The organism is Sphingomonas sp. Leaf343, from assembly GCF_001423765.1.
GTDB lineage: Bacteria > Pseudomonadota > Alphaproteobacteria > Sphingomonadales > Sphingomonadaceae > Sphingomonas.
On sequence record NZ_LMPG01000001.1, the window covers coordinates 830,164 to 854,181 of the forward strand.

The 24,018-nt window shown below is 67.9% G+C and carries 25 protein-coding genes and 1 tRNA gene; 7 read left to right on the plus strand and 19 right to left on the minus strand.

What is annotated here, in order from left to right; genetic code table 11:
• Nucleotides 1–40 precede the first annotated feature (40 nt).
• Together ASG07_RS03660 and ASG07_RS03665 are read right to left on the minus strand one after the other, a co-directional pair.
• Nucleotides 41–1,039, minus strand: a complete 999-nt coding sequence (locus ASG07_RS03660) for a 4-hydroxyproline epimerase (RefSeq protein WP_055842263.1) — start codon at nucleotides 1,037–1,039, stop codon at nucleotides 41–43.
• 7 nt (nucleotides 1,040–1,046) lie between these two features.
• Nucleotides 1,047–1,973 carry a dihydrodipicolinate synthase family protein gene (locus ASG07_RS03665; RefSeq protein ID WP_055842265.1) on the minus strand — a complete coding sequence of 309 codons (927 nt, stop codon included), beginning with the start codon at nucleotides 1,971–1,973 and terminating at the stop codon, nucleotides 1,047–1,049.
• A gap of 74 nt (nucleotides 1,974–2,047) precedes the next feature.
• On the opposite strand from ASG07_RS03665, the gene ASG07_RS03670 reads away from it, so the two are divergent.
• A complete protein-coding gene (locus ASG07_RS03670) occupies nucleotides 2,048–3,253 on the plus strand; it encodes an NAD(P)/FAD-dependent oxidoreductase (RefSeq protein ID WP_055842267.1) in 1,206 nt (401 codons plus the stop codon).
• Nucleotides 3,250–4,428: a M24 family metallopeptidase gene (locus ASG07_RS03675; RefSeq protein ID WP_055842269.1), complete on the plus strand. Its 1,179-nt coding sequence runs from the start codon at nucleotides 3,250–3,252 to the stop codon at nucleotides 4,426–4,428. Before ASG07_RS03670 ends, ASG07_RS03675 begins: the two co-directional genes overlap by 4 nt.
• A gap of 57 nt (nucleotides 4,429–4,485) precedes the next feature.
• Here the strand turns inward: ASG07_RS03675 and ASG07_RS03680 are convergent, their stop codons facing one another.
• The 4 genes from ASG07_RS03680 to ASG07_RS03695 form a co-directional block, all read right to left on the minus strand.
• Complete coding sequence (locus ASG07_RS03680; protein ID WP_082474452.1) at nucleotides 4,486–6,237, minus strand: DUF885 domain-containing protein; 1,752 nt, start codon at nucleotides 6,235–6,237, stop codon at nucleotides 4,486–4,488.
• Complete coding sequence (locus ASG07_RS03685) at nucleotides 6,234–7,253, minus strand: Ldh family oxidoreductase (protein ID WP_055842272.1); 1,020 nt, start codon at nucleotides 7,251–7,253, stop codon at nucleotides 6,234–6,236. The genes ASG07_RS03680 and ASG07_RS03685 overlap by 4 nt, the downstream gene beginning before the upstream one ends.
• Nucleotides 7,250–9,607 carry a glycoside hydrolase family 127 protein gene (locus ASG07_RS03690; protein WP_055842274.1) on the minus strand — a complete coding sequence of 786 codons (2,358 nt, stop codon included), beginning with the start codon at nucleotides 9,605–9,607 and terminating at the stop codon, nucleotides 7,250–7,252. The genes ASG07_RS03685 and ASG07_RS03690 overlap by 4 nt, the downstream gene beginning before the upstream one ends.
• An 84-nt stretch (nucleotides 9,608–9,691) precedes the next feature.
• Complete coding sequence (locus ASG07_RS03695) at nucleotides 9,692–9,898, minus strand: hypothetical protein (RefSeq protein WP_055842277.1); 207 nt, start codon at nucleotides 9,896–9,898, stop codon at nucleotides 9,692–9,694.
• A 141-nt stretch (nucleotides 9,899–10,039) separates the two neighbouring features.
• Between ASG07_RS03695 and ASG07_RS03700 the strand changes: the two genes are divergently transcribed.
• A complete protein-coding gene (locus ASG07_RS03700) occupies nucleotides 10,040–10,258 on the plus strand; it encodes a hypothetical protein (protein ID WP_055842280.1) in 219 nt (72 codons plus the stop codon).
• Here ASG07_RS03700 and ASG07_RS03705 read toward each other — a convergent pair.
• Nucleotides 10,250–10,675, minus strand: a complete 426-nt coding sequence (locus tag ASG07_RS03705) for a BLUF domain-containing protein (protein WP_082474453.1) — start codon at nucleotides 10,673–10,675, stop codon at nucleotides 10,250–10,252. The genes ASG07_RS03700 and ASG07_RS03705 overlap by 9 nt on opposite strands.
• Nucleotides 10,676–10,878: 203 nt before the next feature.
• Nucleotides 10,879–10,955: transfer RNA gene (locus ASG07_RS03710), tRNA-Arg, on the minus strand.
• A 58-nt stretch (nucleotides 10,956–11,013) separates the two neighbouring features.
• Here ASG07_RS03710 and ASG07_RS03715 point away from each other — a divergent pair.
• A complete protein-coding gene (locus ASG07_RS03715; protein WP_055842285.1) occupies nucleotides 11,014–11,739 on the plus strand; it encodes a queuosine precursor transporter in 726 nt (241 codons plus the stop codon).
• A 76-nt stretch (nucleotides 11,740–11,815) separates the two neighbouring features.
• On the opposite strand, the gene purQ is transcribed toward ASG07_RS03715, so the two are convergent.
• The 6 genes from purQ to ASG07_RS03745 all read right to left on the minus strand — a co-directional run bounded on the left by purQ (nucleotide 11,816) and on the right by ASG07_RS03745 (nucleotide 15,121).
• Nucleotides 11,816–12,484, minus strand: a complete 669-nt coding sequence (purQ, locus tag ASG07_RS03720; RefSeq protein ID WP_055842287.1) for a phosphoribosylformylglycinamidine synthase subunit PurQ — start codon at nucleotides 12,482–12,484, stop codon at nucleotides 11,816–11,818.
• Nucleotides 12,484–12,714 carry a phosphoribosylformylglycinamidine synthase subunit PurS gene (gene purS / locus ASG07_RS03725; RefSeq protein WP_055842289.1) on the minus strand — a complete coding sequence of 77 codons (231 nt, stop codon included), beginning with the start codon at nucleotides 12,712–12,714 and terminating at the stop codon, nucleotides 12,484–12,486. Before purS ends, purQ begins: the two co-directional genes overlap by 1 nt.
• Nucleotides 12,715–12,727: 13 nt before the next feature.
• The gene (gene purC / locus ASG07_RS03730) at nucleotides 12,728–13,507 is read right to left on the minus strand and encodes a phosphoribosylaminoimidazolesuccinocarboxamide synthase (RefSeq protein ID WP_055842293.1); all 780 of its coding nucleotides are present in this window, start codon (nucleotides 13,505–13,507) and stop codon (nucleotides 12,728–12,730) included.
• A 102-nt stretch (nucleotides 13,508–13,609) separates the two neighbouring features.
• The gene (locus ASG07_RS03735; protein WP_082474454.1) at nucleotides 13,610–13,960 is read right to left on the minus strand and encodes a type II toxin-antitoxin system RelE/ParE family toxin; all 351 of its coding nucleotides are present in this window, start codon (nucleotides 13,958–13,960) and stop codon (nucleotides 13,610–13,612) included.
• Nucleotides 13,957–14,232 carry a type II toxin-antitoxin system Phd/YefM family antitoxin gene (locus ASG07_RS03740; RefSeq protein WP_055842979.1) on the minus strand — a complete coding sequence of 92 codons (276 nt, stop codon included), beginning with the start codon at nucleotides 14,230–14,232 and terminating at the stop codon, nucleotides 13,957–13,959. Before ASG07_RS03740 ends, ASG07_RS03735 begins: the two co-directional genes overlap by 4 nt.
• Before the next feature lie 37 nt (nucleotides 14,233–14,269).
• The gene (locus ASG07_RS03745; protein ID WP_055842296.1) at nucleotides 14,270–15,121 is read right to left on the minus strand and encodes an alpha/beta hydrolase family protein; all 852 of its coding nucleotides are present in this window, start codon (nucleotides 15,119–15,121) and stop codon (nucleotides 14,270–14,272) included.
• 280 nt (nucleotides 15,122–15,401) lie between these two features.
• Here ASG07_RS03745 and parC point away from each other — a divergent pair, with 280 nt between their 5' ends.
• Both parC and ASG07_RS03755 read left to right on the plus strand, forming a co-directional pair.
• Nucleotides 15,402–17,648, plus strand: a complete 2,247-nt coding sequence (gene parC, locus ASG07_RS03750; protein WP_055842299.1) for a DNA topoisomerase IV subunit A — start codon at nucleotides 15,402–15,404, stop codon at nucleotides 17,646–17,648.
• Nucleotides 17,649–17,745: 97 nt separating this feature from the next.
• Nucleotides 17,746–19,422 (plus strand): putative bifunctional diguanylate cyclase/phosphodiesterase, encoded by a 1,677-nt coding sequence (locus ASG07_RS03755; RefSeq protein ID WP_055842305.1) that lies wholly within the window; start codon nucleotides 17,746–17,748, stop codon nucleotides 19,420–19,422.
• On the opposite strand, the gene ASG07_RS03760 is transcribed toward ASG07_RS03755, so the two are convergent.
• From ASG07_RS03760 to ASG07_RS03775, 4 genes are read right to left on the minus strand one after another with little or no spacing between them, the layout of a single operon-like run.
• Nucleotides 19,419–20,612 (minus strand): CCA tRNA nucleotidyltransferase, encoded by a 1,194-nt coding sequence (locus ASG07_RS03760; protein ID WP_055842307.1) that lies wholly within the window; start codon nucleotides 20,610–20,612, stop codon nucleotides 19,419–19,421. The two genes, ASG07_RS03755 and ASG07_RS03760, sit on opposite strands and share 4 nt — an antisense overlap.
• The gene (locus tag ASG07_RS03765; RefSeq protein ID WP_055842311.1) at nucleotides 20,609–21,193 is read right to left on the minus strand and encodes a CoA pyrophosphatase; all 585 of its coding nucleotides are present in this window, start codon (nucleotides 21,191–21,193) and stop codon (nucleotides 20,609–20,611) included. The genes ASG07_RS03760 and ASG07_RS03765 overlap by 4 nt, the downstream gene beginning before the upstream one ends.
• Nucleotides 21,190–21,771: a DUF1285 domain-containing protein gene (locus tag ASG07_RS03770; RefSeq protein WP_055842312.1), complete on the minus strand. Its 582-nt coding sequence runs from the start codon at nucleotides 21,769–21,771 to the stop codon at nucleotides 21,190–21,192. The genes ASG07_RS03765 and ASG07_RS03770 overlap by 4 nt, the downstream gene beginning before the upstream one ends.
• Nucleotides 21,772–21,810: 39 nt before the next feature.
• A complete protein-coding gene (locus tag ASG07_RS03775) occupies nucleotides 21,811–22,332 on the minus strand; it encodes a GNAT family N-acetyltransferase (protein WP_443024588.1) in 522 nt (173 codons plus the stop codon).
• Nucleotides 22,333–22,551: 219 nt separating this feature from the next.
• Here ASG07_RS03775 and ASG07_RS03780 point away from each other — a divergent pair, with 219 nt between their 5' ends.
• Nucleotides 22,552–22,923, plus strand: coding sequence for a dihydroneopterin aldolase (locus ASG07_RS03780; RefSeq protein ID WP_055842315.1), 372 nt, complete (start codon nucleotides 22,552–22,554; stop codon nucleotides 22,921–22,923).
• Here ASG07_RS03780 and ASG07_RS03785 read toward each other — a convergent pair.
• The gene (locus tag ASG07_RS03785; protein WP_330219009.1) at nucleotides 22,898–23,803 is read right to left on the minus strand and encodes a hypothetical protein; all 906 of its coding nucleotides are present in this window, start codon (nucleotides 23,801–23,803) and stop codon (nucleotides 22,898–22,900) included. The genes ASG07_RS03780 and ASG07_RS03785 overlap by 26 nt on opposite strands.
• Nucleotides 23,804–24,018 lie beyond the last annotated feature (215 nt).

Genomic DNA, 24,018 nt, shown 5'->3' on the forward strand with positions numbered 1-24,018 from the left:
GTAAACCTCCCGGGCGTGACGGGCGGTAGCGGTACCGTCGTCACGTGACCTGGAAACCTTCCCAGAACGGATCGGCGCGATCAATCCATATCGTATTGAATCCCGTACTGACCGCCGATCCCTCGATCGACGGGACGATCGCGGGACGGTCGCCAAGCGTCGTTTCTGCCTCCACGCGCCCGATGAAGCGGCTGCCGATATAGCTTTCGTGGACGAAGCGGTCGCCGACGTTCAATCGCCCCTGTGCGGCCAGATGTGCCAGCCGCGCGGAGGTGCCGGTGCCGCACGGGCTGCGGTCGATGGCCTTGTCGCCGTAGAAGACCGCGTTGCGCCCGTCCGCATCGTTCGCGCGGGGGGCGTCGGCCCACAGGACATGGCTGACGCCGCGGATCGTCGGATCGAGCGGGTGGACGGGCTCGTAGCGCTCGCGGACCGCCGCGCGTACCTTGGCGCTCAGGTCGATCAGGCGGCTCGCGCCGAGATCGTCGAGGCCGGTGTAGCCGCCCTGTGGTTCGACGATCGCATAGTAATTGCCGCCATAGGACACATCGACGGTCAGCGGGCCGAGCCCCTCCACGTCGATTGCGATGCCACGTTCCGCGACATAGGCCGGGACGTTGGTGATGCGGACGGAGGTGACCTTGTCGCCATCCCGCTCGTACGCGATGTCGATGATGCCCGCCGGCACCTCGACCCGCAACCGGCCGGGTTCGGCCGGCTGGATCAGGCCGTGTTCCAGCCCGAACGTGACCAGGCCGATCGTGCCGTGCCCGCACATCGGCAGGCATCCGCTCGTCTCGATGAACAGGATGCCGATATCGGTGTCGGCGCGAGTCGGCGGATAGAGGAATCCGCCCGACATCATGTCGTGCCCGCGCGGTTCGAAGCAGAGGCCGGTGCGGATCCAGTCGAAGCGGGTCAGGAAATCCTGACGCCGTTCCGACATGGATGCGCCCTTCAGCAGCGGCGCACCGCCCGCCACCAGCCGCACCGGGTTGCCCGCGGTGTGGCCGTCGATGCAGAAGAAGGTGTGGCGCATCGGTGGGCTACGCCGCCTTCGCCACATCCGCCGTGGTGCCGAGATCGGGCCGCGTCGCCGCCGCCCGCTCGACCATCGCGATCACTTCGGCGCGGCGCGCGCCTTCCAGCACGTAGCGCGGCGGCAGCACCCGCTCCGACCCGCGACCCATGACCTGCTCCGCCAGCTTGATCGACTGGACGAGGTCGTGTTCGGCGTCGAGATGGAGCAGAGGCATGAACCAGCGATAGATTTCCATCGCCTTGGCATGGTCGCCACGCTCGAACGCGCGGACCAGCTCGACCGATTCCTTGGGGAAGGCGTTGGTCAGGCCCGATACCCAGCCCTGCGCGCCGAGGTACAGCCCCTCCAGCGCGACGTCGTCCAGACCGGCGAACAGCACGTACCGGTCACCAAAGGCATTGCGGAAGTCGGTGAAGCGGCGCGTGTCGGGCGCGGATTCCTTGACCGCGACGATGTTGGCGACGTCGATCAGGGCGGTCAGCACCTCCTGATCGATCACCGTGCGATAGGCGGGCGGATTGTTGTAGAGCATGATCGGCAGCGCGGTCTTCTCCGCCACGCCCTTGAAATGCGCGACCAGCTCCTGCGCCTTGGGCACGTAGACCATCGGCGGCAGCAGCATCAGGCCATCGGCACCGGCCTTTTCGGCGGCCTGCGCATAGCGCACGGCGCGGCGGGTATCGAATTCGGACACGCCGGTGATGACCGGGACGCGGCCCGCCACAACCTCCACGATCGCCGACAGCACGGTGACCTTCTCGTCATATTCCAGCGAGTTGTTCTCACCCACCGTGCCGAGCGCGATGACGCCGGTGACGCCGTCGCGGATCAGATCGTCGACGACGCGTTGCGTGTCGGCCAGATCGATCGACAGGTCTTCGCGCAATTGGGTCGTTACCGCCGGGAACACACCCTTCCAACCGATCGTCATTATCTCATCATCCCAAAAGCTGCTGTTGAAAATCGTATACGAAAGTGTCAGGGGGTCGGCAAGGGGAGATTTCGTTGCAACGCATCATCATCATCGGCGGCGGTGTGGTCGGTCTCAGCAGCGCGGCGGCTCTCGCGGGGCAGGGTCATCGCGTCACTGTCCTCGACGCCAGCGTCGCACGGGAGGCATCCTCGTGGAACAACGCCGGCCATATCGCCGTGGAGCAGGTCGCGCCGCTGGCGTCAATCGCCGCGATCCGATCCGCGCCACGGCGGCTGTTCGCGCGCGGTGGTGCGCTTGCCTTGCCGCCGGCAATGGCGTCGACATGGCTGCCCTTCGCGCTGCGGATGATGATGGCCGCACGTCCGGCCGGTTTCCGGGCGGGAAGCGCCGCGCTCGGCGCGTTGCTGGCGGAGGCGATGCCCGCGTGGCGGCGGTCCGTCGCGGGGGACCTCGTGCGCGAGGACGGGCATCTCGTTGGCTGGGAACGTGCCGCGAGCGTCGCCGCGGGTCGGGCCGCGTGGCACACGGCGGACACCGGTATCGCCAGTGTCGCCGATATCGATCCCGTCGCCTTCGCCGCCATCACGGACAAGGTGGTCGGCGCGATCCGCTTCGCGGGTAGCGGTCAGATCGCCAATCTGTCGCTGCTGGCGGAGCGGCTGGAGGCGGCGGTGGTCGACCGGGGCGGAAGCATCGTCCGCGACAATGCTGCAGTGATCGTCGAGAACGGGCGCGCGCGGGTCGCGGGACATGACGCCGACCTCGTACTGGTCGCGGCGGGCGTCCGCAGCCGGGCGCTGATGGAGGCGGCGGGCCACCGCGCGCCGATGATCGCCGAGCGCGGCTATCATATCCGCGCCGCCGCGGATCGCTGGCCGCGCGACCTGCCGCCGGTGGTGTTCGAGGATCGGTCGCTGATCGTCACGCGCTATGGCGACCGGGTTCAGGCGTCCAGCTTCGTGGAACTGGGCGATCCCGATGCGCCCGCCGATCCGCGCAAATGGGATCGGCTTGAGCAGCATGTCGCCGCCCTGGGTCTGCCGATGAGCGCGCCCTTTGCGCGCTGGATGGGATCGCGTCCGACATTGCCGGATTATCTGCCCGCGATCGGCCGGTCGCGGCGCGCATCCAATTTGCTATATGCGTTCGGTCACCAGCATCTCGGTCTGACGCTGGCCCCGATCACCGCCGAAATCGTGACCGCTCTGGTCGCCGGAAAGGAACCGTTCATGCCGATCACGCCGTTCGACCTCGCCCGGTTCGGAGACCGCCGATGAGCGTGGGCGGATCGACCATCGCCGCCGAACTGGCGGCGCTGTCCCCCTGGGCCGAGCAGGCGCCGCGCATCGCCGTCGAGGAACGGCGCGCGCGGATCGCGCGTGCGGAGGCGGCACTGGCGACGATCGGTGCCGACGCGCTGCTGGTCACCGCCGGGCCGAGCCTGCGCTATTTCACCGGGGTGAGCTGGTCGCCGACCGAGCGGCTGGTCGCATTGCTGATCCGGCTTGGTCGCACACCGGCGATGATCTGCCCCGCGTTCGAACGGGGATCGCTCGACGCCGAACTGGCGATCGATGCCGACGTGCTGTTGTGGGAAGAGCATGAAGACCCGGTCGCGCTGGTCGCCGATGCCGCCGGTCCGACCGCGACGATCGCGCTCGACCCGCTATTGCCGTTCATGATTACGGAGCGCGTGCGCGCCTCGCGCCGCGTGACCGACGGCGCGCCGGTGATCGACGGACTGCGCCGGATCAAGTCGCCCGCCGAACTGGCGCTGATGCGTCAGGCGATGGCCATGACGCTGGAAGTGCATCGCCGTGCATCGCGCATCCTGACGCCCGGTATCCGCGCCAGCACCGTCAAGCGGTTCATCGACGACGCGCACCGCGCGGTCGGTGCGGCGGGGTCGACCTTCTGCGCGGTCCAGTTCGGGCTCGCCACCGCGTTTCCGCATGGTCTGCCGGGCGATCAGGAGCTGGAGGAGGGGCAACTGGTGCTGGTGGACACTGGATGCCTCGTCGATGGCTATCACAGCGATTTGACGCGGACCTATGCGTTCGGCGACGTGGATGCCGACATTCGCGCGACCTGGGATCTGGAGCACCGCGCACAGGCCGCAGCCTTCGCCGCCGTACACCCCGGCGCGACCTGTGAAAGCATCGACGCGGCGGCCCGGGCGGTGCTGGAGGACGGGGGGCTGGGGCCGGATTATCGCCTGCCCGGGTTGCCGCACCGCACGGGGCACGGGATCGGTCTGGCGATCCACGAGCCGGCCTATCTGGTGCGGGGCGACACGACCGAGCTGGCGCCGGGCATGTGCTTTTCCAACGAACCGATGATCGTGGTGCCGGGGCGTTACGGCATCCGCCTGGAGGATCATTTCCACGTCACCGGGACAGGGGCGGCGTGGTTCACGCAGCCGCAACCCTCGATCGATGAGCCGTTCGGATAAAGCGGGGACGCCGGCCTGCTCCACGCCCCCGACGGGGGAGTATGGTGGTGCCCGCGCCTATTTCTCGTCGTCGGGATACGGCCCTTTGCCGCCCTCGGCGATCAGGCGGTCGATCCGGCGATCGATCTCCGGCAGCGGCACCGATCCCAGTTCCAGCACCGCGTCGTGGAAGGCGCGGATGTTGAACTTTGGGCCGAGTGCCTTCTCCGCTTTCGCGCGCGCCGCCTGGATCGCGAGTTCGCCGGTGTAATAGCTGACTGCCTGACCCGGCCATGCGATGTAGCGGTCGACTTCCGTGCCGATTTCGTGATCCGACAGGGCGGTGTTGTCGTGGAAGAAGGCGCGGGCCTGTTCGCGGGTCCAGCCCTTGGCGTGGATGCCGGTATCCACCACCAGCCGCGCCGCGCGCCACATCTGGTAGCTGAGCATCCCGAACCGGTCGTAGGGCGTCTCGTACATCCCCATCTCCTCGCCCAGCGCCTCGCAATACAGCGCCCAGCCCTCGCCGTAGGCGGAGATGTAGCTGTCGCGCCGGAACGCCGGCAGGTCCTTGTTCTCCATCGACAAGGGCATCTGGAACGCGTGTCCCGGCGCACTTTCGTGCAGGGTCAGCGCCGGCATCGCGTACAATGCCCGCGCCGGCAGATTGTAGGTGTTGACCAGATACACGCCGGGTCCGCCGCGCCCGGCGGTGTAGAACGGCGCGATCGCCTCCGGCACGGGCTTGATCGCGAACCGCATGCGGGGCAGCCGGCCGAAATACTGAGATGCCTTGCCATCGAAGGTCTTGGCGATCCACGCCGCCCGGTCGAGCAGGTCCTGCGCGGTCTTCGGGTAGAAGCGCGGATCGGTGCGCAGGAAGGTCAGGAACGCGGGCAGGTCGCCCTGGAACTTCACCTCCCGCATCACGTCGAGCATGCGCGCGCGGATCTTCGCGACCTCCGCGAGGCCGATCGCGTGGACCTGTTCGGGCGTCTGGTTCAGCGTCGTGTATTCGGCGATCTTCGACTGGTAATAGGCGCGACCGTCCGGCAGGCCATAGGCGTCGAGCGCGGTGCGCGAGCCGGGAATGTATTCGGTGCGCAGAAAGGCGAGCAGCTTCGCATGCGCCGGCACCACCGCATCGCGAACAGCCGCGACACCGTCGGCGCGAAGCCGGGCCTGCGTCGCGGCGGGGATGACTGCGGGCATCGTCCGGAACGGTTCGTAGAAGGGCGACGCCTCCGGACTGCCGGCGTCCGCCACCTTCGCGACGTCGGCGTCGCGGCCCTCCAGCGTGATCCGGGCCTGCGTGAAGCCGCGTTTCAGACCCGCACGCATGTTGCCGGTCTGCTGGTCGTAATAGCGCGGGATGTCGCGCAGCATCGCGATATAGTCGCGGTACGCCTTCTCCGTCTTGAGCGGGTCGCGCGCCGAGGACTGGATATCCCCCCAGAAGCTGCTGTCCGCGTTCAGCGGCTTTTCGTATTCGCGGAATTGCTGTTCGGCGAGCAACGCGTCGATCTGCGCCTTGTAGACGGCGTAGTTCACCTGCTCTTTGGCGGACAGCGTCTTCGGATCGATCGCGCGCAGCGCCGCTGCGATCTTCGTCCAGCGATCGAGCTTCGCCGCCTGCGCCGCCGGCCCGACATCGGGCAATCGCATCGCGGGGGCGTTGGGATTTTCCTCGCCCGCCGGCTCCTGTTGCTGACGCCACGCATATTCGGCGGTGTAGAGCGCCTTCAGGCGCGCGTCGGCGCTGGTGGCGGCAGGTTGCGCCGCATGGCCGGCGGAGGCGAGCAGGAGCGCCAGAAGGATGCCATGCTTCATGCCGCGTCTCCCAAAGTCGTGATGTCGTCGTACAGCGCGCGCGGGATCATGACGCCGTCCGCTTCGCTGACGGCGCGCGCGGCGTAGCGGCGCGCCGAGGGGAGGCGGGCACCCTGCTCCTCGATTGCGGCGAACATCGCCTCCGCGCGCACCATGTGTTCCGCCACCGCGTCGCCGAGGAAGCCGGCCGGATCGATCGCGAGGATCAGCTCGCCGCCCATCGGCGATCCGCCGCGCCCGTCGTCCGCCGCGATCGAGTCGGCGCTGGTCATCTCCCCGATCAGCGGCCCGGCCAGCAGCTCGACCATCGCGGCCAGCGCCGATCCCTTGTGCCCGCCGAACGTCCGCATCGCGCCGTCCAGCACCGCGGCGGCGTCCGTCGTCGACTGGCCGGCGGCGTCATAGCCCCAGTCGTCGGGCACGGCCTTGCCGGCGCGGCGGTGAAGCTCGATCTCGCCCCGGGCGACGGCGCTGGTCGCGAAGTCGAATACGAACGGATGCGCGCCCGGCCGCGGCCAGCCGAACGCGATCGGGTTGGTCCCGAACACCGGCTTCGTGCCGCCGGCCGGTGCGACCCACGCGTGACTGGGCGTGAAGGCGAGGGCGGCGAGACCCCGCGTTGCGATCGCCTCCACCTCCGGCCAGAGCGCGGCGAAATGGACGACGTTGGTCAGCGCCAGGGCGGCGATGCCGTGGGTGCGCGTCGCCTCGACCAGCGGGTGCAGGCCGCGTTCGAACGCGAGCTGCGCGAAGCCGCCGCCACCGTCGACGCGGACCAGCGCCGGGCGCGGTCGCGACACGACAGGGGTTGCGTCAGGGACGACGACGCGCGCCTTCAGGCTCTTCACCGCGACCAGCAGGCGATAGATGCCATGGCTGGCGCACCCGTCACGCTCGCCCGCCACCATCGTCTCGGCAACCGCGTCGGCATGGTCGCCCGCCAGACCGGCGGCGCGCAGCTTGCTGCGGGCGAGGGCGCGCACCTCCGCCAGTGTCATCCGCACGTCGTCGCTCATGCCATCTCGCCGGCTTTGACGGTGTAGAGGCGTACACCGAACACCGGGCCGGCGCTGCTGCGGTCATGGGGCAGGAACTTGACCTTCACCTGTTGCTTGCCGCGGGTCAGCGCCTCCGGCAGCGGATAGTCGACGTCGAAGAACTGGCCGGGCCTGTCGGCGTTCAGCGTCTGCGTCGCGACCTTCACGTTATCGACGAGGATGTCGAAGGTCCGCGACCGTTCGTCGCCCCAATAGGTCGCCTGCAACACCAGCGGACCCGGCTTCGTCTTCATCCCGAATTCGAAATAGCCGCCGGAGCGCGCATCGCGCCCGTTCCGTCCGCGATAGGCGACGGGATAGGAGATTTCCGACGTCAGGCCGTGATCCCGCTCCGGCTGCATCTCGCCGAGGAACATCGTGTCGACGGAGCGCGCGGCGATGTCCTTCAGGCGTGCCTGTTCGGCAGTGAACGCGGCTTCCTGACGCACCCAGGCGGCGTCGCTGAAGCGTTTGAAGTAGGTCGCGCTGTGTCGCTGATATTGCTTGTAGAACGGCGCGAACTCCAGATCGCCCGGGCGGCCGATCCCGCGCGTCGCGTAGCGGCCCGCCACCGCGGCCGGCGTAAAGGCCGCCAGCAGGTCGCTGCCGACGAGAGCCGGGTCCGCCTTGTCCCACTTGACGCCGGCGGGGCCGAGATCGGCGGCCATCACCATCGGTCCGCGCAGGATCGCGATCGTATCGGCATCGCCCGATGCCTCCTCGATCCGCAGATCCAGCGGTAGCGTGATCGCGACCGTGTCGCCCGCGATCCAGCGGCGATCGATGATGGCGTAACCACGCTCGAACATCGGCGTCGTCGCGCTGCCGTTGACGGTCACCACGGCCTTCCCCGCCGCCCAGCCCGGTACCCGCAACGCCACCGGAAAGCGGCCGGCCTTGACGCGGGTGAAGGTCAGCCGCGATTCCGGTTCGAACGGGTAGCGGGTGTCCAGCGTCAGCTTCGCCTTTCGCCGCGCCCAATCGGCATCAGCGGCAATGTAGAGGTTGACGATCAGGCCGCCGGCATCGTCCTCCCAGAAGATCGATTCGCCGTGCTTGGCGTGGCTTTCCATGCCGGAGCCGACGCAGCACCAGAAGGCATCGTCCTTGACGGTCGAATATTCGCGCGGCGCGCCTGTCATCAGCGGCGTCATGTAGGTGAAGCCTCCGGTCGACGGGTCCTGCGCGGACATGACGTGATTCAGATGCGCGCGTTCGTAATAGTCGAACAATACGCCGTCCGGCTGCCAGCCGTACAGATGCCGCGTCAGTTTCAGCATGTTGTAGGTGTTGCAATGCTCGCACGTCTGTTCGGTGATGTGCTGCGCGATCGTATCCGGCGCGGTGAAATATTCGCGGTCGGCATTGCCGCCGATGACGTAGCTGTGATGCCCCGTCACCCGATCCCAGAAGAACGTGGCGGCGGTGCGGTCCTTCTCCTCGCCGGTCAGCTCGTACAGGCGGGCGAGGCCGATCAGCTTGGGCACCTGAGTATTGGCGTGGAAATTGGCCAGCTTGTCCTCGCGTGCGGCGAGCGGATCGAGCACGCGACGATCATACAATTTGCGCGCCATCGCCAGCCAGCGCCTGTCGCCGCTGCGTGCGTAGAGTTCCGCATAACTCTCGTTCAGGCCGCCATATTCGCAGCCCAGCACCTCCTGCGTCTGCGCATCGTCCAGCGCCGCGAACACCCGCTCGAAATAGCCGGCGAGGCCGACCAGCACGGTCATCGCCTGTGCGTTGCCCCAGCCGGCATGCACATCGAGCAGTCCCGCGAACAGCTTGTGGACCGTGTAGAGCGGCGACCACGCGCCATTCAGGTCGAACCCGCCCGACTTGATCTGGCCCTTCATGATTTCCGGGAAGATCTCCTCCCCGTCGACGATCGTCCCGTCCTTTCGCTTGCGGCCGAGCGCGCCGACATAGCCGGTGCCGCGCTTCGCCTGCGCCTCCGCCAGTTCCGTGACGATATAATCCGCGCGCCGACGCATCTCGCCGTCGCCGGTCTGCTCCCAGGTCTGGACCAGCGCGGTCAGATAATGGCCGAGTGTATGGCCGGCGATCGTATCGCTCTCCCATCCGCCATATATCTCGGCTTTCGGGGGCAGCCCCGCGTATTTGCGGAAGTTGTGCAGCAGGCGATCGGGGCTGAGCCGATGCAGGTACAGCCGGTTGACCTCGACCGCCGTCGCATAGTCCGAGGGACGCAGCCGGACGGCGGCCAGCGGAAGGGGTTTGGCGGATCGGGCCTTGGTCGCCGCCAGTGCCGCTCGCGGCATGACCCATGCCGACGCGGCCGCCCCCAGCATCAACTCCCGGCGATCGATCGGCATATCATTCTCCTGACGCGATCTTATATCGTATAACATCGCCATGCAGGTCAACCGTCCGTTGCTGCCGCGATGGCGGACGATCGGTCAGGGCGTACCGCTCTCCGCCAGTCGCGCGGCGATCAGCTTCTTCAGCTGGACCTTGATCGACTGGCCGGCGGTTTCCGGTTCGACGGAGTCATAGCCTTCGTTGCGAAGCTGCGTCCGGATGTCGGCGATCGATCGGGCGGTGCCGGTGCGCGCGATCGAGAGCGCCCGTTCCACCGTCGAGCGGCCATTGCCGGTGTCGCTCATTCTGTGCAGCCTCATTGCTTCGTGGCGATCGACGGATGTCGACGGGCCGGAGATGGATATCCAGATGGTCTAACCGCGTTCCACCGATCCGCCTAGCTGCGACTCACCTGAACCCGATCGATCCGGCTGCGTTCACGGATCATGACGGCATCGAAGGATCAGGTATCGGACGGAGGCACGACGCGTCAGCGGGCCCGGCTGTCCGTCAAGGCCGGGCGACGGGCGGGCATGACGCTCGACGTGACGGTGACGAGCGGCGGCCTGCTCGCGATCGGCGGCCTCGTCGCTGCGATCCTGATGTCGACGGCGGTTCTGGTGGGTGTCGCCGGCATGGCGAGTCGCTCGCGCGGTTCAGCGTGACAGTACCGCGAAGCCGACGAACATCGCGCGCAGCCACATATCCGTGACGCCGGCGACGTTGAGCGACGTCTGCGCCTTGTAATCATCCCGCGAGACGAGGCCGGGATCGCGATAGTCCATCGACCAGGTACCGAACTGCCGCTGTGCGATCGCCTCGTCTGCGACGGTGACGATGTCGCAGTGGCGGTCGTCCTGCGCGATCCGGGCGTAACAGGCGCGAACCGCGTCCGCCTCACCCTCCAGCGCCTGAAGATAGCGCGTCCCGTCCGCCAGCAGCAGGCCGGTGATGCCGTCCGTTCCGTTGCGGAGTCGCGAGACGGTCAGGATGCCGTCCAGATCGACCTCTCCCGACAGCGCTGCCCGGCTCATGTAGCAGATACGGTGCATCGATTCCCCACGGCCACCGGCCCGCGGCATTGGCGGGTCGGGCGACGGTCCGCAAGAACATCGCTCAATCCCGTCCACGGGAAGCGGGGAAGGCGCTCCGCCCGTCCCGTAGTGACTCAAGCAAGGCGGAGCGCCGAGCGGCACCGCAGGATACTGGCGGGCTGCTCTGCGATTCGCTCTAGCCGTCAAACCTTAACGGAGACGTCATCGTCGTCGCCGGTACCGGAAAGGAATGGCGCGCCCGGCAGGACTCGAACCTGCAACTCCAAGCTTAGAAGGCTCGTGCTCTATCCAGTTGAACTACGGGCGCCCGGCGATCCCGGTAGCGCGGATTGCGCGGGGACGGAACCGGCTTCATACCGACGCGCATGGATCAGGGGGCTGGCGACGGGGCCGGGACGCATGCGTTCCGCTATTTCGATTTCGTGATGGCGGCGTTCGTCGCGATCCTGTTGCTGTCGAACGTCATCGGCGCGGGCAAGGTGGCGGTCGTCACGCTGCCGCTGGTCGGCGAGTGGCCGTTCGGCGCGGGCATCCTGTTCTTTCCGCTCAGCTACGTGATCGGCGACGTGCTGACGGAGGTGTATGGTTATGCCCGGGCGCGGCGGGTGATCTGGGCGGGGACGGTCGCGGTGCTGTTCATGGCGTTCATGAGCTGGGTCGTCGTGGCGCTGCCGCCCGCACCGAGCTGGGGCAATCAGGCGGCCTATGCGGTGATCTTCGGGCAGGTGCCGCGGATCGTGCTGGCGAGCGTCTGTGCCTTCTGGGCGGGCGAGTTCGTCAACGCCTATGTCATGGCGCGGATGAAGGTGCAGACCGGGGGCCGGCATCTGTGGATGCGGACGATCGGATCGACCGTCGTGGGGCAGGGGGTCGACAGCCTGATCTTCTACCCGCTGGCGTTTTGGGGAGCGACGGGGTGGACGACCGATCTGGTCGTGACCGTGCTGTTCACGCAATGGGCGCTCAAAGTGGGCTGGGAGGTGCTGCTGACGCCGGTGACCTACGCGATCGTCGGCTGCCTGAAGCGGGTGGAGGGCGTCGACGTGTTCGACCGGTCGACGGATTTCACGCCGTTCAGGACGCGGGTGTAGGTGGAAGGTTGAGCCAAGGTTGGTCCAATGCGGCGTCCAATCCCCGTGTCCCTCCACGGCGACCGGAATACCCTCTTCAGGCCCCCACCGTCTCCAACAATCCCTCGAACAGGCGGCGGCCGTCGGTGCCGCCATGGGCGGTTTCGACGCGACGTTCGGGATGGGGCATCATGCCGAGCACGTTGCCGCGATCGTTGAGGATGCCCGCGATCGCGCGCGCGGAGCCGTTGACGTCGTCGGCGTAGCGGAAGGCGACGCGGCCTTCGCCCTCCAGCCGGTCGAGCGTCGCGTCGTCGGCGAAATAATTGCCGTCGTGGTGGGCGACGGGAACGGTGATCGCCTCGCCCGCGTCGTACAGGCGGGTGAAGGCGCTGTCGGCATCACCGACCGTCAGCCGCGCGTCGCGACACACGAAATTCAGACCGGCATTGCGCATCAGCGCGCCGGGCAGCAGTCCCGCCTCCGTAAGCACCTGGAAGCCGTTGCAGACGCCGAACACCGGCACGCCCCTGTTCGCGGCGTCGACGACCGCCCGCATGATCGGCGACCGCGCAGCGATCGCGCCGCAGCGGAGGTAATCGCCATAGGAGAAGCCGCCGGGAACAGCGATCAGGCCGACATTATCGGGCAGTTCGCTGTCCCCGTGCCAGACCATCGCCGGGGCCGTGCCGGTCACGTCCCGCAGCGCGACGGCGATGTCGCGGTCGCAGTTCGAGCCGGGGAAGACGAGGACGGCGGTCTTCATCAGGCGCGCTCCACCCGGTAATTCTCGATCACGGTGTTGGCGAGCAACTGGCGGCACATGCCGTCGATCGCGTCGTCCGTGGCGTCGTCGGCGACCTCCATCTCGATGAGCTTGCCGGTGCGGACATCCTCCACGCCCTGAAAGCCGAGGCTGCCGAGCGCGTGGTGGATGGCGCGACCTTGCGGATCGAGGACGCCGGGCTTGAGCGTGACGAAGATACGGAGTTTCATGCGCTTATCGCCTTTACTTGCCGCGACGCTTGCGATGGCTGTCGAGGTCGAGCACCGCGCCCTCCTCGCCCTCGGGGAGCAGGCCGAGCCGGCGTGCGACCTCCTGATAGGCTTCCGCTTCGCCGCCAAGGTCCTGCCGGAATCGGTCCTTATCCATCTTGTCGTTGGTTTCGATGTCCCAGAGGCGGCAGCCGTCCGGGCTGATCTCGTCCGCGAGGATGATGCGACCGTAATCGTCGTCCCAGACGCGGCCGAATTCCAGTTTGAAGTCGACCAGCCGGATGCCGACGCCGGCGAACAGGCCGCACAGGAAATCGTTCACGCGGATCGCGAGGTCGGCGATGTCGTGCATTTCCTCCTGACTGGCCCAGCCGAAGCAGGCGATATGCTCCTCGGACACCATCGGGTCACCGAGCGCATCGTCCTTGTAGTAATATTCGATAATCGTGCGGGGGAGCTTCGTGCCCTCCTCGATCCCCAGCCGCTTCGACAGCGAGCCGGCGGCGACGTTGCGCACCACGACCTCGATCGGGACGATCTCGACCTGACGCACCAGCTGCTCGCGCATGTTGAGGCGGCGGATGAAGTGCGTGGGCACGCCGATATGGTCGAGCAGCGTGAAGACGTGCTCCGATATCCGGTTGTTCAGCACGCCCTTGCCGTTGATCGTGCCCTTTTTCTGGGCGTTGAACGCGGTGGCATCGTCCTTGAAATACTGGATGATCGTGCCGGGTTCGGGACCCTCGTACAGGATCTTGGCCTTGCCCTCGTAGATCTGGCGGCGGCGAGGCATGCGGTTCCCCTGAAATTAGCAGCCCCGGACCCCGCGAGTGCGGTCGCGGGCCGGGGCAGGTAAGGATGGCGCGCCTATACGGGATGGGCGGGCAGGGTGCAATCAGATCGGGCGATCCCGGTTGAGAAGGCGATCGTCGAGCAGGGCCTCCATATCGCGGCGGCCGTCGGCGACCAGAACGATCGTCACAGTCGCACCGGCTACGCGGTACAGAATGCGATAGGGTGGGAAGACGATCTGGCGGTACTGCCGGCGACCGACGACCTCCAGTTCCCGTGGAACAGATCCCCGAAAGGGGAAGGTCGCCAAGGCTTCTACTCGGGCGATCACTTCGGTGACGAACGCGCCGGCCGCTTCGGCCGAACGATTATGGGCGAGGTAATCGGCGATCGCGTTCAGGTCCGTGGCTGCATCGGAATCGAACTTGACCTCGAAGTCGATCGGCTCGGTCACTCCGCAACATATTTCTGGCGCAGTTCCTCCAGCACTTCGCGGGCAGGGCGGGTCCGGCCCTCCTCGATGTTGCGCTCTGCCAACGCAATGATCTTCAGCATGGCCAGTGTCTCCTGGGTTCGCTCGTACTCGCGAACGTCCTGCAGTACCGCTTTTGCCTCACCGTTCTGGGTAATGACGATGGGTGCGCCCCCGTCATTGAGTTCGGCAATAATCTCGGCGGCGTTCGCCTTGACGTAGCTGATAGGCTTGATCTGGGTCGAGAAGCGCATGACCGACTCCACTGACTGAATATGGTCGATATATAGTCTAGCGCGCTAAGGGGGCAAGCGCGCTGAGGATCAATCCGCGCGTTGCACCCCAAGCGGATGTTTCCGGCGCGATCAGTTCGACGTGACCTGTCTTTGCCACGGTGTGGAGCGTGGCTTTGTCGCCCCTGGCCTTTGCAGACGCGACATAGTGGGTGGCCAAGCGGTAGGGGATGATGCGGTCTTCCCGCCCGTTGACGAGATCCTGTGGGATGCCGAGCGGGAGGAGGCGGGGGACGGAGGTGTCGGCGTACGGGTCGGGTCGGCTGCCGACGAGCTTCGCGACGACCTCCGTGCCGCAGCCATTGTCGGGGCTGGCGGCGGTGGCTTCGAGGTCGGGGAGGCCGCCCAGGCTGATGACGTGGGGGATCGGCAGCGGGTCGGCGACGTAGAGCGCGCTGGTTTTCGGCAGGCGTGCGCGGGCGGCGAGCCATAGCGCCAGATGCCCACCGGCGGAGTGGCCGACCGCGACGAGGCGGCGCGGGTCGAGGTGGAAGCGGCGGGCATTGGCGGTCATCGCGTCTGCCGCTGCCGCCACGTCCGCGAAGGTGCCGGGATAGCCGCCGCCGGTGCGGTCGACGCCGCGATAGTCGATGTTCCAGACGGCGACGCCATGCTTGCGCAGGTCGTCGGCGACCCAGTTCATCAGGCTGCGATCCGCAATCTCGGTCTGCCAGCAGCCGCCGTGGACCATCAGCGCGACGGGGTGCGGACCGCGACCGGCCGGCAGCCAGACATCGACCTTCTGCATGGGGTCGGGGCCGTACTCGACGGTCGCGTCGGGTTTGGGTTGCACGCGTTTGGTCAGGTCGGGCCAGGTCAGGAGGCGGTCTGCGGACATGGCCGGAGTCATGCCGAGCGGAGCGACGAGAGCAAGCGCCAGCAGCGTCAGCGCGGTCCGAACTGGAGGAAGTGGAGGCGTTCCAGCGCGTCCTCCACTTTGCCGGAACGGAGACCGAAGTGGAGGAAGTGGAGGCGCTGGCGGGGCGGCCTCCGACGGCCGTCGCGCGGCGATGGCGTGGTGAGTAATCATGAGTACGGGAGCGACGATCATGAGTTGCACCTTGCCATCTTGATGCGGAGTAGGACAGCCGGGATGACAAAACAGGAACGCGGGTGCTATCCCGTCGGCGATGGCTGAATTGACCGACAAGGATGCGCCGATCGGCGTGCTGGATGCGCCGTTCGACAGTGCCTTGTCGGAGCGGTATCTGGTCTATGCGATGTCGACCATCACGGCGCGGTCGCTGCCGGATGTGCGCGACGGGCTGAAGCCGGTGCATCGTCGGTTGCTGTGGGCGATGCGGCTGCTGAAGCTGGACCCCAGCCAGGGTTACAAGAAGTGCGCGCGCGTCGTCGGCGATGTGATCGGCAAATATCATCCGCATGGCGATCAATCGGTCTACGACGCGATGGTCCGCCTCGCGCAGACATTCTCGCTGCGGTATCCGCTGGTCGACGGGCAGGGCAATTTCGGCAACATCGACGGCGATAACGCCGCCGCGTACCGATACACCGAGGCGCGGCTGACGCAGGTCGCGATCGACCTGATGGACGGGCTGGACGAGGACGGTGCGAACCTTCGCCCGACCTATAATGGCGAGGAGCAGGAGCCGGAGCTGTTCCCCGGCCTGTTCCCGAACCTGCTGGCGAACGGTGCGGCGGGAATCGCGGTCGGCATGGCGACCAGCATTCCGCCGCATAACGCCGCCGAGTTGCTCGACGCGGCGATCGCGCTGGTGGATGATCGCGCCGCCGATGTGCTCGCGTTCGTGAAGGGGCCGGATTTTCCGACCGGCGGGTTGGTGGTCGATCCGGCGGCCGTGATCGCGGAAAGCTATCGCACCGGGCGGGGCAGCTTCCGCGTGCGCGCGCGCTGGACGGTCGAGCGCGAGAAGGGCGGCGGCTGGCAGGCGGTGGTCAGCGAGATTCCGTTCGGAGTGCAGAAGGGGAAGCTGATCGAGCAGATCGCGAGCCTCATCAACGACAAGAAGTTCCCGATTCTGGCCGATGTCCGCGACGAATCGGACGCCGAAGTGCGGATCGTGCTGGAGCCGCGCAGCCGTACGGTGGACGCGAGCGTGCTGATGGACGGGTTGTTCCGGTTGGCCGACCTTGAAGTGCGGGTGCCGTTGAACCTGAACGTGCTCGACAAGGACCGGACGCCGCGCGTCATGAGTCTGGCGGAGGCGCTGGGCGCGTGGGTCGATCATCAGTTCGTAGTGCTGGAACGGCGAACGCGGCACCGGCTGGACAAGATCGCGGATCGGGTCGAGCTGCTCGACGGGTATCTGATTGCGTATCTGAACCTCGATCGCGTGATCGAAATCATCCGCACCGAGGACGAGCCCAAGCAGGTGATGATCGCCGAGTTCGGCCTGACCGATCGGCAGGCGGAGGCGATCCTGAACATGCGGCTGCGCAGCCTGCGCCGGCTGGAGGAGTTCGAGATCCGCAAGGAGCGGGACTCGCTCGACAAGGAACGCGCGGGACTGGCGGCGCTGCTCGAATCGCCGGCGAAGCAGAAGACGCGGATGAAGCGCGACCTGACCAAGGTGCGCGACCGGTACGGGCCGGCGACGGTACTGGGCGCGCGGCGGACGACGATCGAGGAGGCGGCGCCAGCGCGCGAAATCCCGCTGGAGGCGATGATCGAGCGGGAGCCGATCACCGTCATCCTGTCCCGGCGCGGCTGGATACGCGCGCTGCGCGGGCACAACGACCTGTCCGCGCCGGATACGATGAAGTTCAAGGAGGGCGACGGTCCGGCCTTGGCCTTCCACGCGCAGACCACCGACAAGCTGCTGATGGCGGCGGAGAACGGGCGGTTCTACACGCTGGCGGCGGACAAGCTGCCGGGCGGGCGCGGGTTCGGCGAGCCGGTGCGGGCGATGGTCGATCTGGACGGCAGCGTCGGGGTGATCGCGCTGGTGCGGGCGAGCGGGCAGGACCGGCTGCTGCTGGCGGCGAGCGACGGGCGCGGGTTCATCGTGCAGGTGGCGGACACGATCGCCGAGACGCGCAAGGGCAAGACGGTGATGACGCCGCGCACCGGCGCGCTGCTGAAGGTGGTGCGGCCGGTCGGCAAGGACGACGATTACGTCGCGGCGATCGGCGACAACCGCAAGATGCTGGTCTTCCCGATCGCCGAGCTGGTGGAGATGAGCCGCGGGCAGGGATTGCAGTTGCAGCGATTCCGCGACGGCGGATTGTCCGACGCCAAGACGTTCGTGTTCGCACAGGGGCTGAGCTGGCCGATGGGCGGCGGTACGGGACGGATGCGGTCGGAGCCGGACCTGTCCGCCTGGCGGGCGGCGCGCGGCGCGGCTGGGCGGATGCCGCCGACCGGTTTCCCGCGCGACAACCGGTTCGGGACCTGACCACGGTGCCGACCGGAGCCAATGTATGTTGCCCCGGTAAAACATGTTTTTGATAAAGCTTCAGCGGGTCTTAACCAGTCGCATCTAGAGCCGGGACATGGCCATAGCCCAGCCCGAGCCCCCGTTGCCGCCACCGTTCACGGTGCAGGGTGTCGCACGCGCGCTGGAGCTGATGCCGATCCCCGCGGCACATGTGATTCGAGAGGGCAACGGGTTCCAGTTCGTGGCGGTCAATCGCGCCTATCGCACCGCCGGGCTGGGGATCGTTGCGGAACGATCGCCGCTGCTGGCGAGCATCGCGTCGCGGATCGAGACGTTTCTGGGTTCCGACGACCTCCACATGGCGTTCGACTGGACGATCGGCAGCGCAGTCGACTGTCGCTATTTCCGGGTGACGCTGGCGCGATCCGACGCGCGGCTGCGGGGACGGTGCACGATCACGCTGATTGACCAGACGTCGCAGACCCATACCGAACGCAGCCTGCGCCGGGAAATGACGACCGACAGCCTGACCGGGCTGCCGAATCGCGAAGGGTTCGCCGACCTGATCGAAGCGGCCGAGAGCGACCGCGGCCACCGTGCCGTCATGGTCATCGACGTAGCGCGCTTCGGCCGGGTCAATGCGTGTCTCGGCAGCCTGTCGGGGGACGAACTGCTCATCACCGTGGCGCGGCGGGTCAAGGGTGCGCTGAGGGCACGCGATACGCTCGCGAGGATCGGCGGCGACGAATTCGGCGTGCTGATGACGATCGACGAACGGCATGACGAGGCGCACGAACTGGCCAACCGCATCCGGGGTGCGCTGGCCACGCCGTTCCGGCTGACCGATTTCGAGATCAGCGTCGATTGCTCGATCGGCGTCGCCTATGGCTCGGAGCCGGGCAGCATCGACGATCTGGTTCGCCACGCGCAGTTCGCGACGAAGCGCGCCAAGACGACCGGACGCGTCGAGACGTACCAGACGCAGGCATTCACGATCGCGCGCGAGCAGTTCGGCATGGAGACCGCGCTGCGCCGGGCGATCGAGCAAAGACGGCTGCGACTGACCTATCAACCGATCTGCGATCTGGCGACGGGCGACACGATCGCGTTCGAGGCGCTGGCGCGGTGGCGCGAGGGGGCGGAGGAACTGGCGCCGGCCGATTTCATCCCGGTGGCGGAGGAATCGGGCCTGATCGTGCCGCTGGGCCGCTGGGCGATCGACGAGGCGGCGCGGACGCTGGCATCGTGGGACGGCGCGATGGGCGGGCATTGCGGCGTCAGGCTGGCGGTCAACTTGTCGGCGATCCAGTTGCAGCGCGACGCGATCGCGCCCGTCGTGCGCCGCGCGCTCGACCGGACGGGATTGAGCGGCGACCGCTTCACGCTGGAGCTGACGGAAAGTGCGATCGTCACCGATCCGGATCGGATCGCCGGCACGATGCACGCGCTGAAGGCGCTGGGCACGACGCTGGCGATGGACGATTTCGGGACGGGCTATTCCAACCTCGCCTACCTTCAGAAACTTCCGATCGACATATTGAAGATCGACCGCAGCTTCGTGACGGGGATGCTGGCCGATCGCGACAAGATCGCCATCGTGCGCGCGATCCTGAGTCTGGCGCAGGCCCTGGGGATGAAAACCACCGCCGAGGGGATCGAGACGGGCGAGCTGGCGCAGACGCTGGCGGCGCTGGGTTGTACCTATGGTCAGGGCTATCATTACGCCCGCCCACTGGAGGCGCATGTCGCGCTGGCGATGCTGATGGAGCGGCCGCGCGGACGGGTTCTCTAGAGGTCAGCCTTTCCGGCCAGCGTTTCCGCCACCGTCGCGTCGGCGATCGTCTCCACGCGCGCGGCATCAGGGAAGTCCTCCGCGATCCACCGCGTCTCGATCGCCCGCAGCGCCGCCGCGACCTGCGGCCCCCTGGCCAGGCCGCGGGTGACGAGCGCACCGCCGGTGATCGGCAGGCGCGGGACGGGCCAACCCGCCAGCACACCCACGTCATGACCCGCCAGCAGCAGGCGATCGACGGCGATCGTCACGCCGCAGCGATAGGCGAGCGCATGCGGACCCTCGTCACCGGGGCCGGCGGTGGCGGCGTTCAGGCGCTTGCGATCGGTGTTGGACAGCTTCAGCCGTGCACCGACCCCATCCGCATCGGCGGCGGGCACCAGCGCGGCGAGGCGGCGGATGGCGTCGGGAGCGATGCCGGATCGCCGTTCCGCCGCCGCGAGCGCGGCCAGCCGGGCGACCCCCGCCGCGTCGATTTCCGGCAGGACGGCGCGAAGGATGGCGTGGTCGACCATCAGCGCCACGACGGACACCGCGTCGCGCGCGACCAGCAGCTTCAGCATTTCCGCCGCAATGCGTTCCCGCGACAGCGCCATCAGGTCGTTAGCCCGCGCAGCGCAGGCGGCAAGACCGTCCGCATCGATCGCATCGCCGAATCGCGCATGAAAGCGGAAGAAGCGCAGGATTCGCAGGTGATCCTCCGCGATCCGGCGCAGGGGATCGCCGATGAAGCGGACGCGGCCGGCGGCGAGATCGGCCAGTCCGTCATGATAGTCGTAGACCATGCCGGTCGCCGGATCGGCATAGAGCGCGTTCATCGTGAAATCGCGCCGGTCCGCATCCTCCCGCCAGTCGTCGGTGAAGGCGACCAGGGCGTGGCGGCCGTCGGTCGCGACATCCCGGCGCAGCGTCGTGACCTCGATCGGCTGGCCGGCGAGGATGGCAGTGACGGTGCCGTGGGCAAGCCCCGTCGGCACGGCCTTGATTCCCGCCTCCTTCAGGCGGCGCAGCACCTCCTCCGGCGCATGCGACGTGGCGATATCGATATCCGCGGCATCGATTCCGAGCAGCGTGTCGCGCACGACGCCGCCGACATAGCGCGCCTCGCCGATGCTGCCGCCCAGGATCGCGGCCAGCCGGTCCAGCCCCTCGCGGCGACGCCACGGGGCGTCGGGCAGGATCGTAGTCACAGGTTCACCAGCCGGCGCGAGAGGTTGACGATCATTCCTGCGGTCGCGCCCCAGATCCGGCGGTCGTTCCACAGAATCTCGACATATCGCCGCTCCGCTCCTTGCCACAGTGCGGTGCGGGGGGCGTGATTGGCGATATCGAGCAGGAAGGCGAGGGGCACCTCGAACACGCTCGCCACCTCCGCCTCCGCCGCGATCAGCGGCAGATCGGGCGGGACGACGGCGAGGACGGGCACGATCTCGAACCCGGTGCCGGTGCGATACGGCTCCATAGTCGCGATGACCTGCGGCAGGGTGCGGGGGAGGGCGATTTCCTCCTCCGCCTCGCGCAGGGCCGCTGCGATCGCATCCTCGCCGGGATCGAGGCGGCCGCCCGGGAAGGCGACCTGGCCGGGATGTTGGCGCAGGGTTTCGGTACGCTGCGTCAGGATGACGCCGGGTTCGGGGCGGTCGGTGATCGCCACCAGCACCGCCGCCGCCGTCATGTCGCTGCGCGTCGCCAGTTCGTTGTCGTCGCCGTCAAGCATCGTGCCGCCCGCCGAACGTGCGATCGCGGCACGCAGCCGCTCCGCCAGCATCATGCCGTGGCCGGCGCGAACGAAAAGAACGCACCGTCGCTCCAGATGCCGGGAACGTCGCCGGCTCCGCCGATCGCGCGATCGGCGAGTTCGTAATAGACGGGGCGGGCAACCAGCGCCTCCAGCCCCGCATCGATCGCGCCGCGGACGTGCAGATAGGGGCGCGGCCCGTCCGGCCCCTCCGCGAATCGCAGCGGATGCTGCGGCCCGGCGGTGACCAGGTCGCCGGTGTTGAGCCGGAAGGCGAGGCGCGAATCGGGGCCGTCGCCCTCCGCCTTCATCTCCACCGCGACGAACGGCGCATCCTCGACCGCGATGGTCAGCTTTTCGACGGGCGTGACGAGGACGTAGCCGCCATCCGCTTCCCGGCGGAGGATCGTGGAGAACAGGCGTACCATAGCGGGACGGCCGATCGGTGATCCCTGATAAAACCACGTCCCGTCCGATGCGATCCGCATCTCACTATCGCCGCAATGCGACGGGTTCCACTGGTCGACGGGCGGCAGGCGCCGTTCCTCGACCAGCCTTGCGATCTCCGGCAGGCTGAGCGTGGCGAGGTCGGGTAGCGGCTCCATCGGCATGGCGCGCGAGGTAGGCCCGCGCGGCGGATGCGTAAAGGCTCAGGCGGCGAGGCGAAGCGCCGGACCGAGCCGCCCGGCGGCGTCGGGCACCGCCGGCCCGCGCGCGAGCAGGCGATGCCGCTCGACCGGGCCTGGCACGCGCCAGCCCGCCGTCCGATCGGCGGAGAAGCCGAAGAACCGGCCATAATATTCGGGGTCGCCGATCAGCATCAGCGCCGCGTCCAGCCCCGTCGACGCAGCGGCGTCGAGCGCGGCGGCGGTCAGGCGGCGGCCGATGCCGTCCTGCTGACGTTCCGGTGCGACGGCGACCGGGCCGACCATCACCAGCGGGTGCGAGTCGCCGTCATCGGTAAACAGCGCGACGGGCCAGCACTGGATCGAGCCGATCAGGTCGCCGTCATCCACCGCCACGAAGCCCAGCGCGGCGATCGCCGTGGTATCGCCCCGCACCCTGTAGGCGGTGCGGGTGCGACGGTCGGGGCCGAAGGCGCGATCGAGCAGGCGCTCGACATCGCCCGCCCGGTCCGGCGTCAGCGTCTTGATGGAGGGCAGGCTCACGATGGGGGCAGGGTGGTGATCGGGTGTCTCCCGGCAGGCGCGGGCGCTGTAGCGGGACCGGGCGCGAAGGCAAGGGGCGCGAAGGCAGGAGGGCGCGAAGGCAGGGGGCGCGAAGGTAAGGGCGCGCGAAGGCAGGAGGAGGTCGCTTCCCCGTGCGGTGCCGCCGCCCGGCTTTGCCGCCGCCATTGCCGTGCACCAGCGCGGCCCCTAAGGCGCGGGCGCATGGAAGACCGCCTGCAACTGCATGTCGAAAACCTCGAAACGATGGTCCTGACGGGCATCTATTCGGAGGAGACGCATCTGCCGCAGCCACTGCGGATCTCGATGACGGTCGATCTGGACGCGGGCGAACGGTTCGCGCCGGATACGCCGCTTCGCGCGTCGAAAAACTATATGGACCTGAAACATGCGGCGACGACCGCGCTGCCGCAGGGGGTCCACTTCACGCTGGTCGAGGCGGTGGCGGAACATATCTGCGAGACTTTGTTCCTGCAGGATGCGCGCGTCGCCCGCGTCGAGGTGCGGATCGTGAAGCTGGCGATCGCCGAGGCCGGCGAATCGATCGGCATCACGCTGGTGCGGCACCGCCACTAGCCCCGCCGCTTGCCTCACCGCGGGTCCGCCCACAGGGGCCAAGCGCGGCGATGACGAAGGCGTAATCCTCCCGCGCGGCGACGGCGCCCGCCTGATCGAGTTCACCGACGCTGGTGTCCGGCAGCGTCGGCGGCAGCGCGCACGCCAGACGATACCAGAGCAACGTGTCGCGTGCGGGTGGGCCGGCGGCATCGTCGACGATCTCCCCCAAGGCGACCGACCAGCGCGGCTGCTCGCCGGGGCGGCGCAGGATCGACAGCGAGACGGGGCGCGCGTCGGCAGTCTTCAGGAAGACCTGCGTCTCGCTTTCGCCGGGCAGCGCGCCGGGAACGTGGAAGGCATTGCCGACGCTGGTGATCGACGGCGGCGCATCCGCGGCGACGACGGCCTTCGCCACGGTGCGGACGGTCGCGTCCATTGCCGGCGTCCACGCGAGCTGCGCATCGGGCGCGACGAGCTGAAGCTGATCGCCGGCCGCGGCGACGGGCCGCGCGAAGAGGAGGACGCGCGCCTTTTTCAGGCGTGGCTGCCGGCCGCGCGCATCGGGAGCGACATCCAGCAAATAGCCGATCCGCGCCGGCACGCCGGCGGCACCGCGGACGAGCGCGCCGACATCGGCCTCGACGTAATAGCGCGTCAGGCCGGATGCGACGCCGGCTGACTCCGCTCCCTTGATTCGGGTCGTGGAGCGGATCGTCGCATCGACGATGACCGGTGCCGCCAGGACGAGGTCCGCGAGATCGGCATAGCCGGGACCCGATTGCGGCGGTCCGGCGTCCGGTGCGGCGGCAACTGATTGAGGCGCGGCGGATAGCGGTAGCGGTACCGCTACGCAGAGTGCGGCGAGCAGCGGAACGGGCGTGCGGAATCGGGACATCATGACGCTTGCCTTACCGTATTCGACATGAACCGCACATATTCCGCGTGCGACCGCCGCGGCGAGCGACAAATTATTGCGCTTTTGTGGCGTGCGACAAAGCGTTTGCGTGGTCCGACCGGCGACGTTAGGGTTCATTAACTGCCCGACAGGCGGGAGGGGAGGAGACGCGTGTTCGATTCTCCATCCGTCGTTCGAGGACCAAGGGAGCGCAGTTG

Coding starts and splice junctions, on each gene's coding strand:
- ASG07_RS03660 (WP_055842263.1), bottom strand. CDS start 1,039: ATGCGCCACACCTTCTTCTGCATCGACGGCCACACCGCGGGCAACCCG.
- ASG07_RS03665 (WP_055842265.1), bottom strand. CDS start 1,973: ATGACGATCGGTTGGAAGGGTGTGTTCCCGGCGGTAACGACCCAATTG.
- ASG07_RS03675 (WP_055842269.1), top strand. CDS start 3,250: ATGAGCGTGGGCGGATCGACCATCGCCGCCGAACTGGCGGCGCTGTCC.
- ASG07_RS03680 (WP_082474452.1), bottom strand. CDS start 6,237: ATGAAGCATGGCATCCTTCTGGCGCTCCTGCTCGCCTCCGCCGGCCAT.
- ASG07_RS03685 (WP_055842272.1), bottom strand. CDS start 7,253: ATGAGCGACGACGTGCGGATGACACTGGCGGAGGTGCGCGCCCTCGCC.
- ASG07_RS03690 (WP_055842274.1), bottom strand. CDS start 9,607: ATGCCGATCGATCGCCGGGAGTTGATGCTGGGGGCGGCCGCGTCGGCA.
- ASG07_RS03695 (WP_055842277.1), bottom strand. CDS start 9,898: ATGAGCGACACCGGCAATGGCCGCTCGACGGTGGAACGGGCGCTCTCG.
- ASG07_RS03700 (WP_055842280.1), top strand. CDS start 10,040: ATGACGGCATCGAAGGATCAGGTATCGGACGGAGGCACGACGCGTCAG.
- ASG07_RS03705 (WP_082474453.1), bottom strand. CDS start 10,675: ATGCCGCGGGCCGGTGGCCGTGGGGAATCGATGCACCGTATCTGCTAC.
- ASG07_RS03715 (WP_055842285.1), top strand. CDS start 11,014: ATGGATCAGGGGGCTGGCGACGGGGCCGGGACGCATGCGTTCCGCTAT.
- purQ (WP_055842287.1), bottom strand. CDS start 12,484: ATGAAGACCGCCGTCCTCGTCTTCCCCGGCTCGAACTGCGACCGCGAC.
- purS (WP_055842289.1), bottom strand. CDS start 12,714: ATGAAACTCCGTATCTTCGTCACGCTCAAGCCCGGCGTCCTCGATCCG.
- purC (WP_055842293.1), bottom strand. CDS start 13,507: ATGCCTCGCCGCCGCCAGATCTACGAGGGCAAGGCCAAGATCCTGTAC.
- ASG07_RS03740 (WP_055842979.1), bottom strand. CDS start 14,232: ATGCGCTTCTCGACCCAGATCAAGCCTATCAGCTACGTCAAGGCGAAC.
- ASG07_RS03745 (WP_055842296.1), bottom strand. CDS start 15,121: ATGACTCCGGCCATGTCCGCAGACCGCCTCCTGACCTGGCCCGACCTG.
- parC (WP_055842299.1), top strand. CDS start 15,402: ATGGCTGAATTGACCGACAAGGATGCGCCGATCGGCGTGCTGGATGCG.
- ASG07_RS03755 (WP_055842305.1), top strand. CDS start 17,746: ATGGCCATAGCCCAGCCCGAGCCCCCGTTGCCGCCACCGTTCACGGTG.
- ASG07_RS03765 (WP_055842311.1), bottom strand. CDS start 21,193: ATGATGCTGGCGGAGCGGCTGCGTGCCGCGATCGCACGTTCGGCGGGC.
- ASG07_RS03770 (WP_055842312.1), bottom strand. CDS start 21,771: ATGCCGATGGAGCCGCTACCCGACCTCGCCACGCTCAGCCTGCCGGAG.
- ASG07_RS03780 (WP_055842315.1), top strand. CDS start 22,552: ATGGAAGACCGCCTGCAACTGCATGTCGAAAACCTCGAAACGATGGTC.
- ASG07_RS03785 (WP_330219009.1), bottom strand. CDS start 23,803: ATGATGTCCCGATTCCGCACGCCCGTTCCGCTGCTCGCCGCACTCTGC.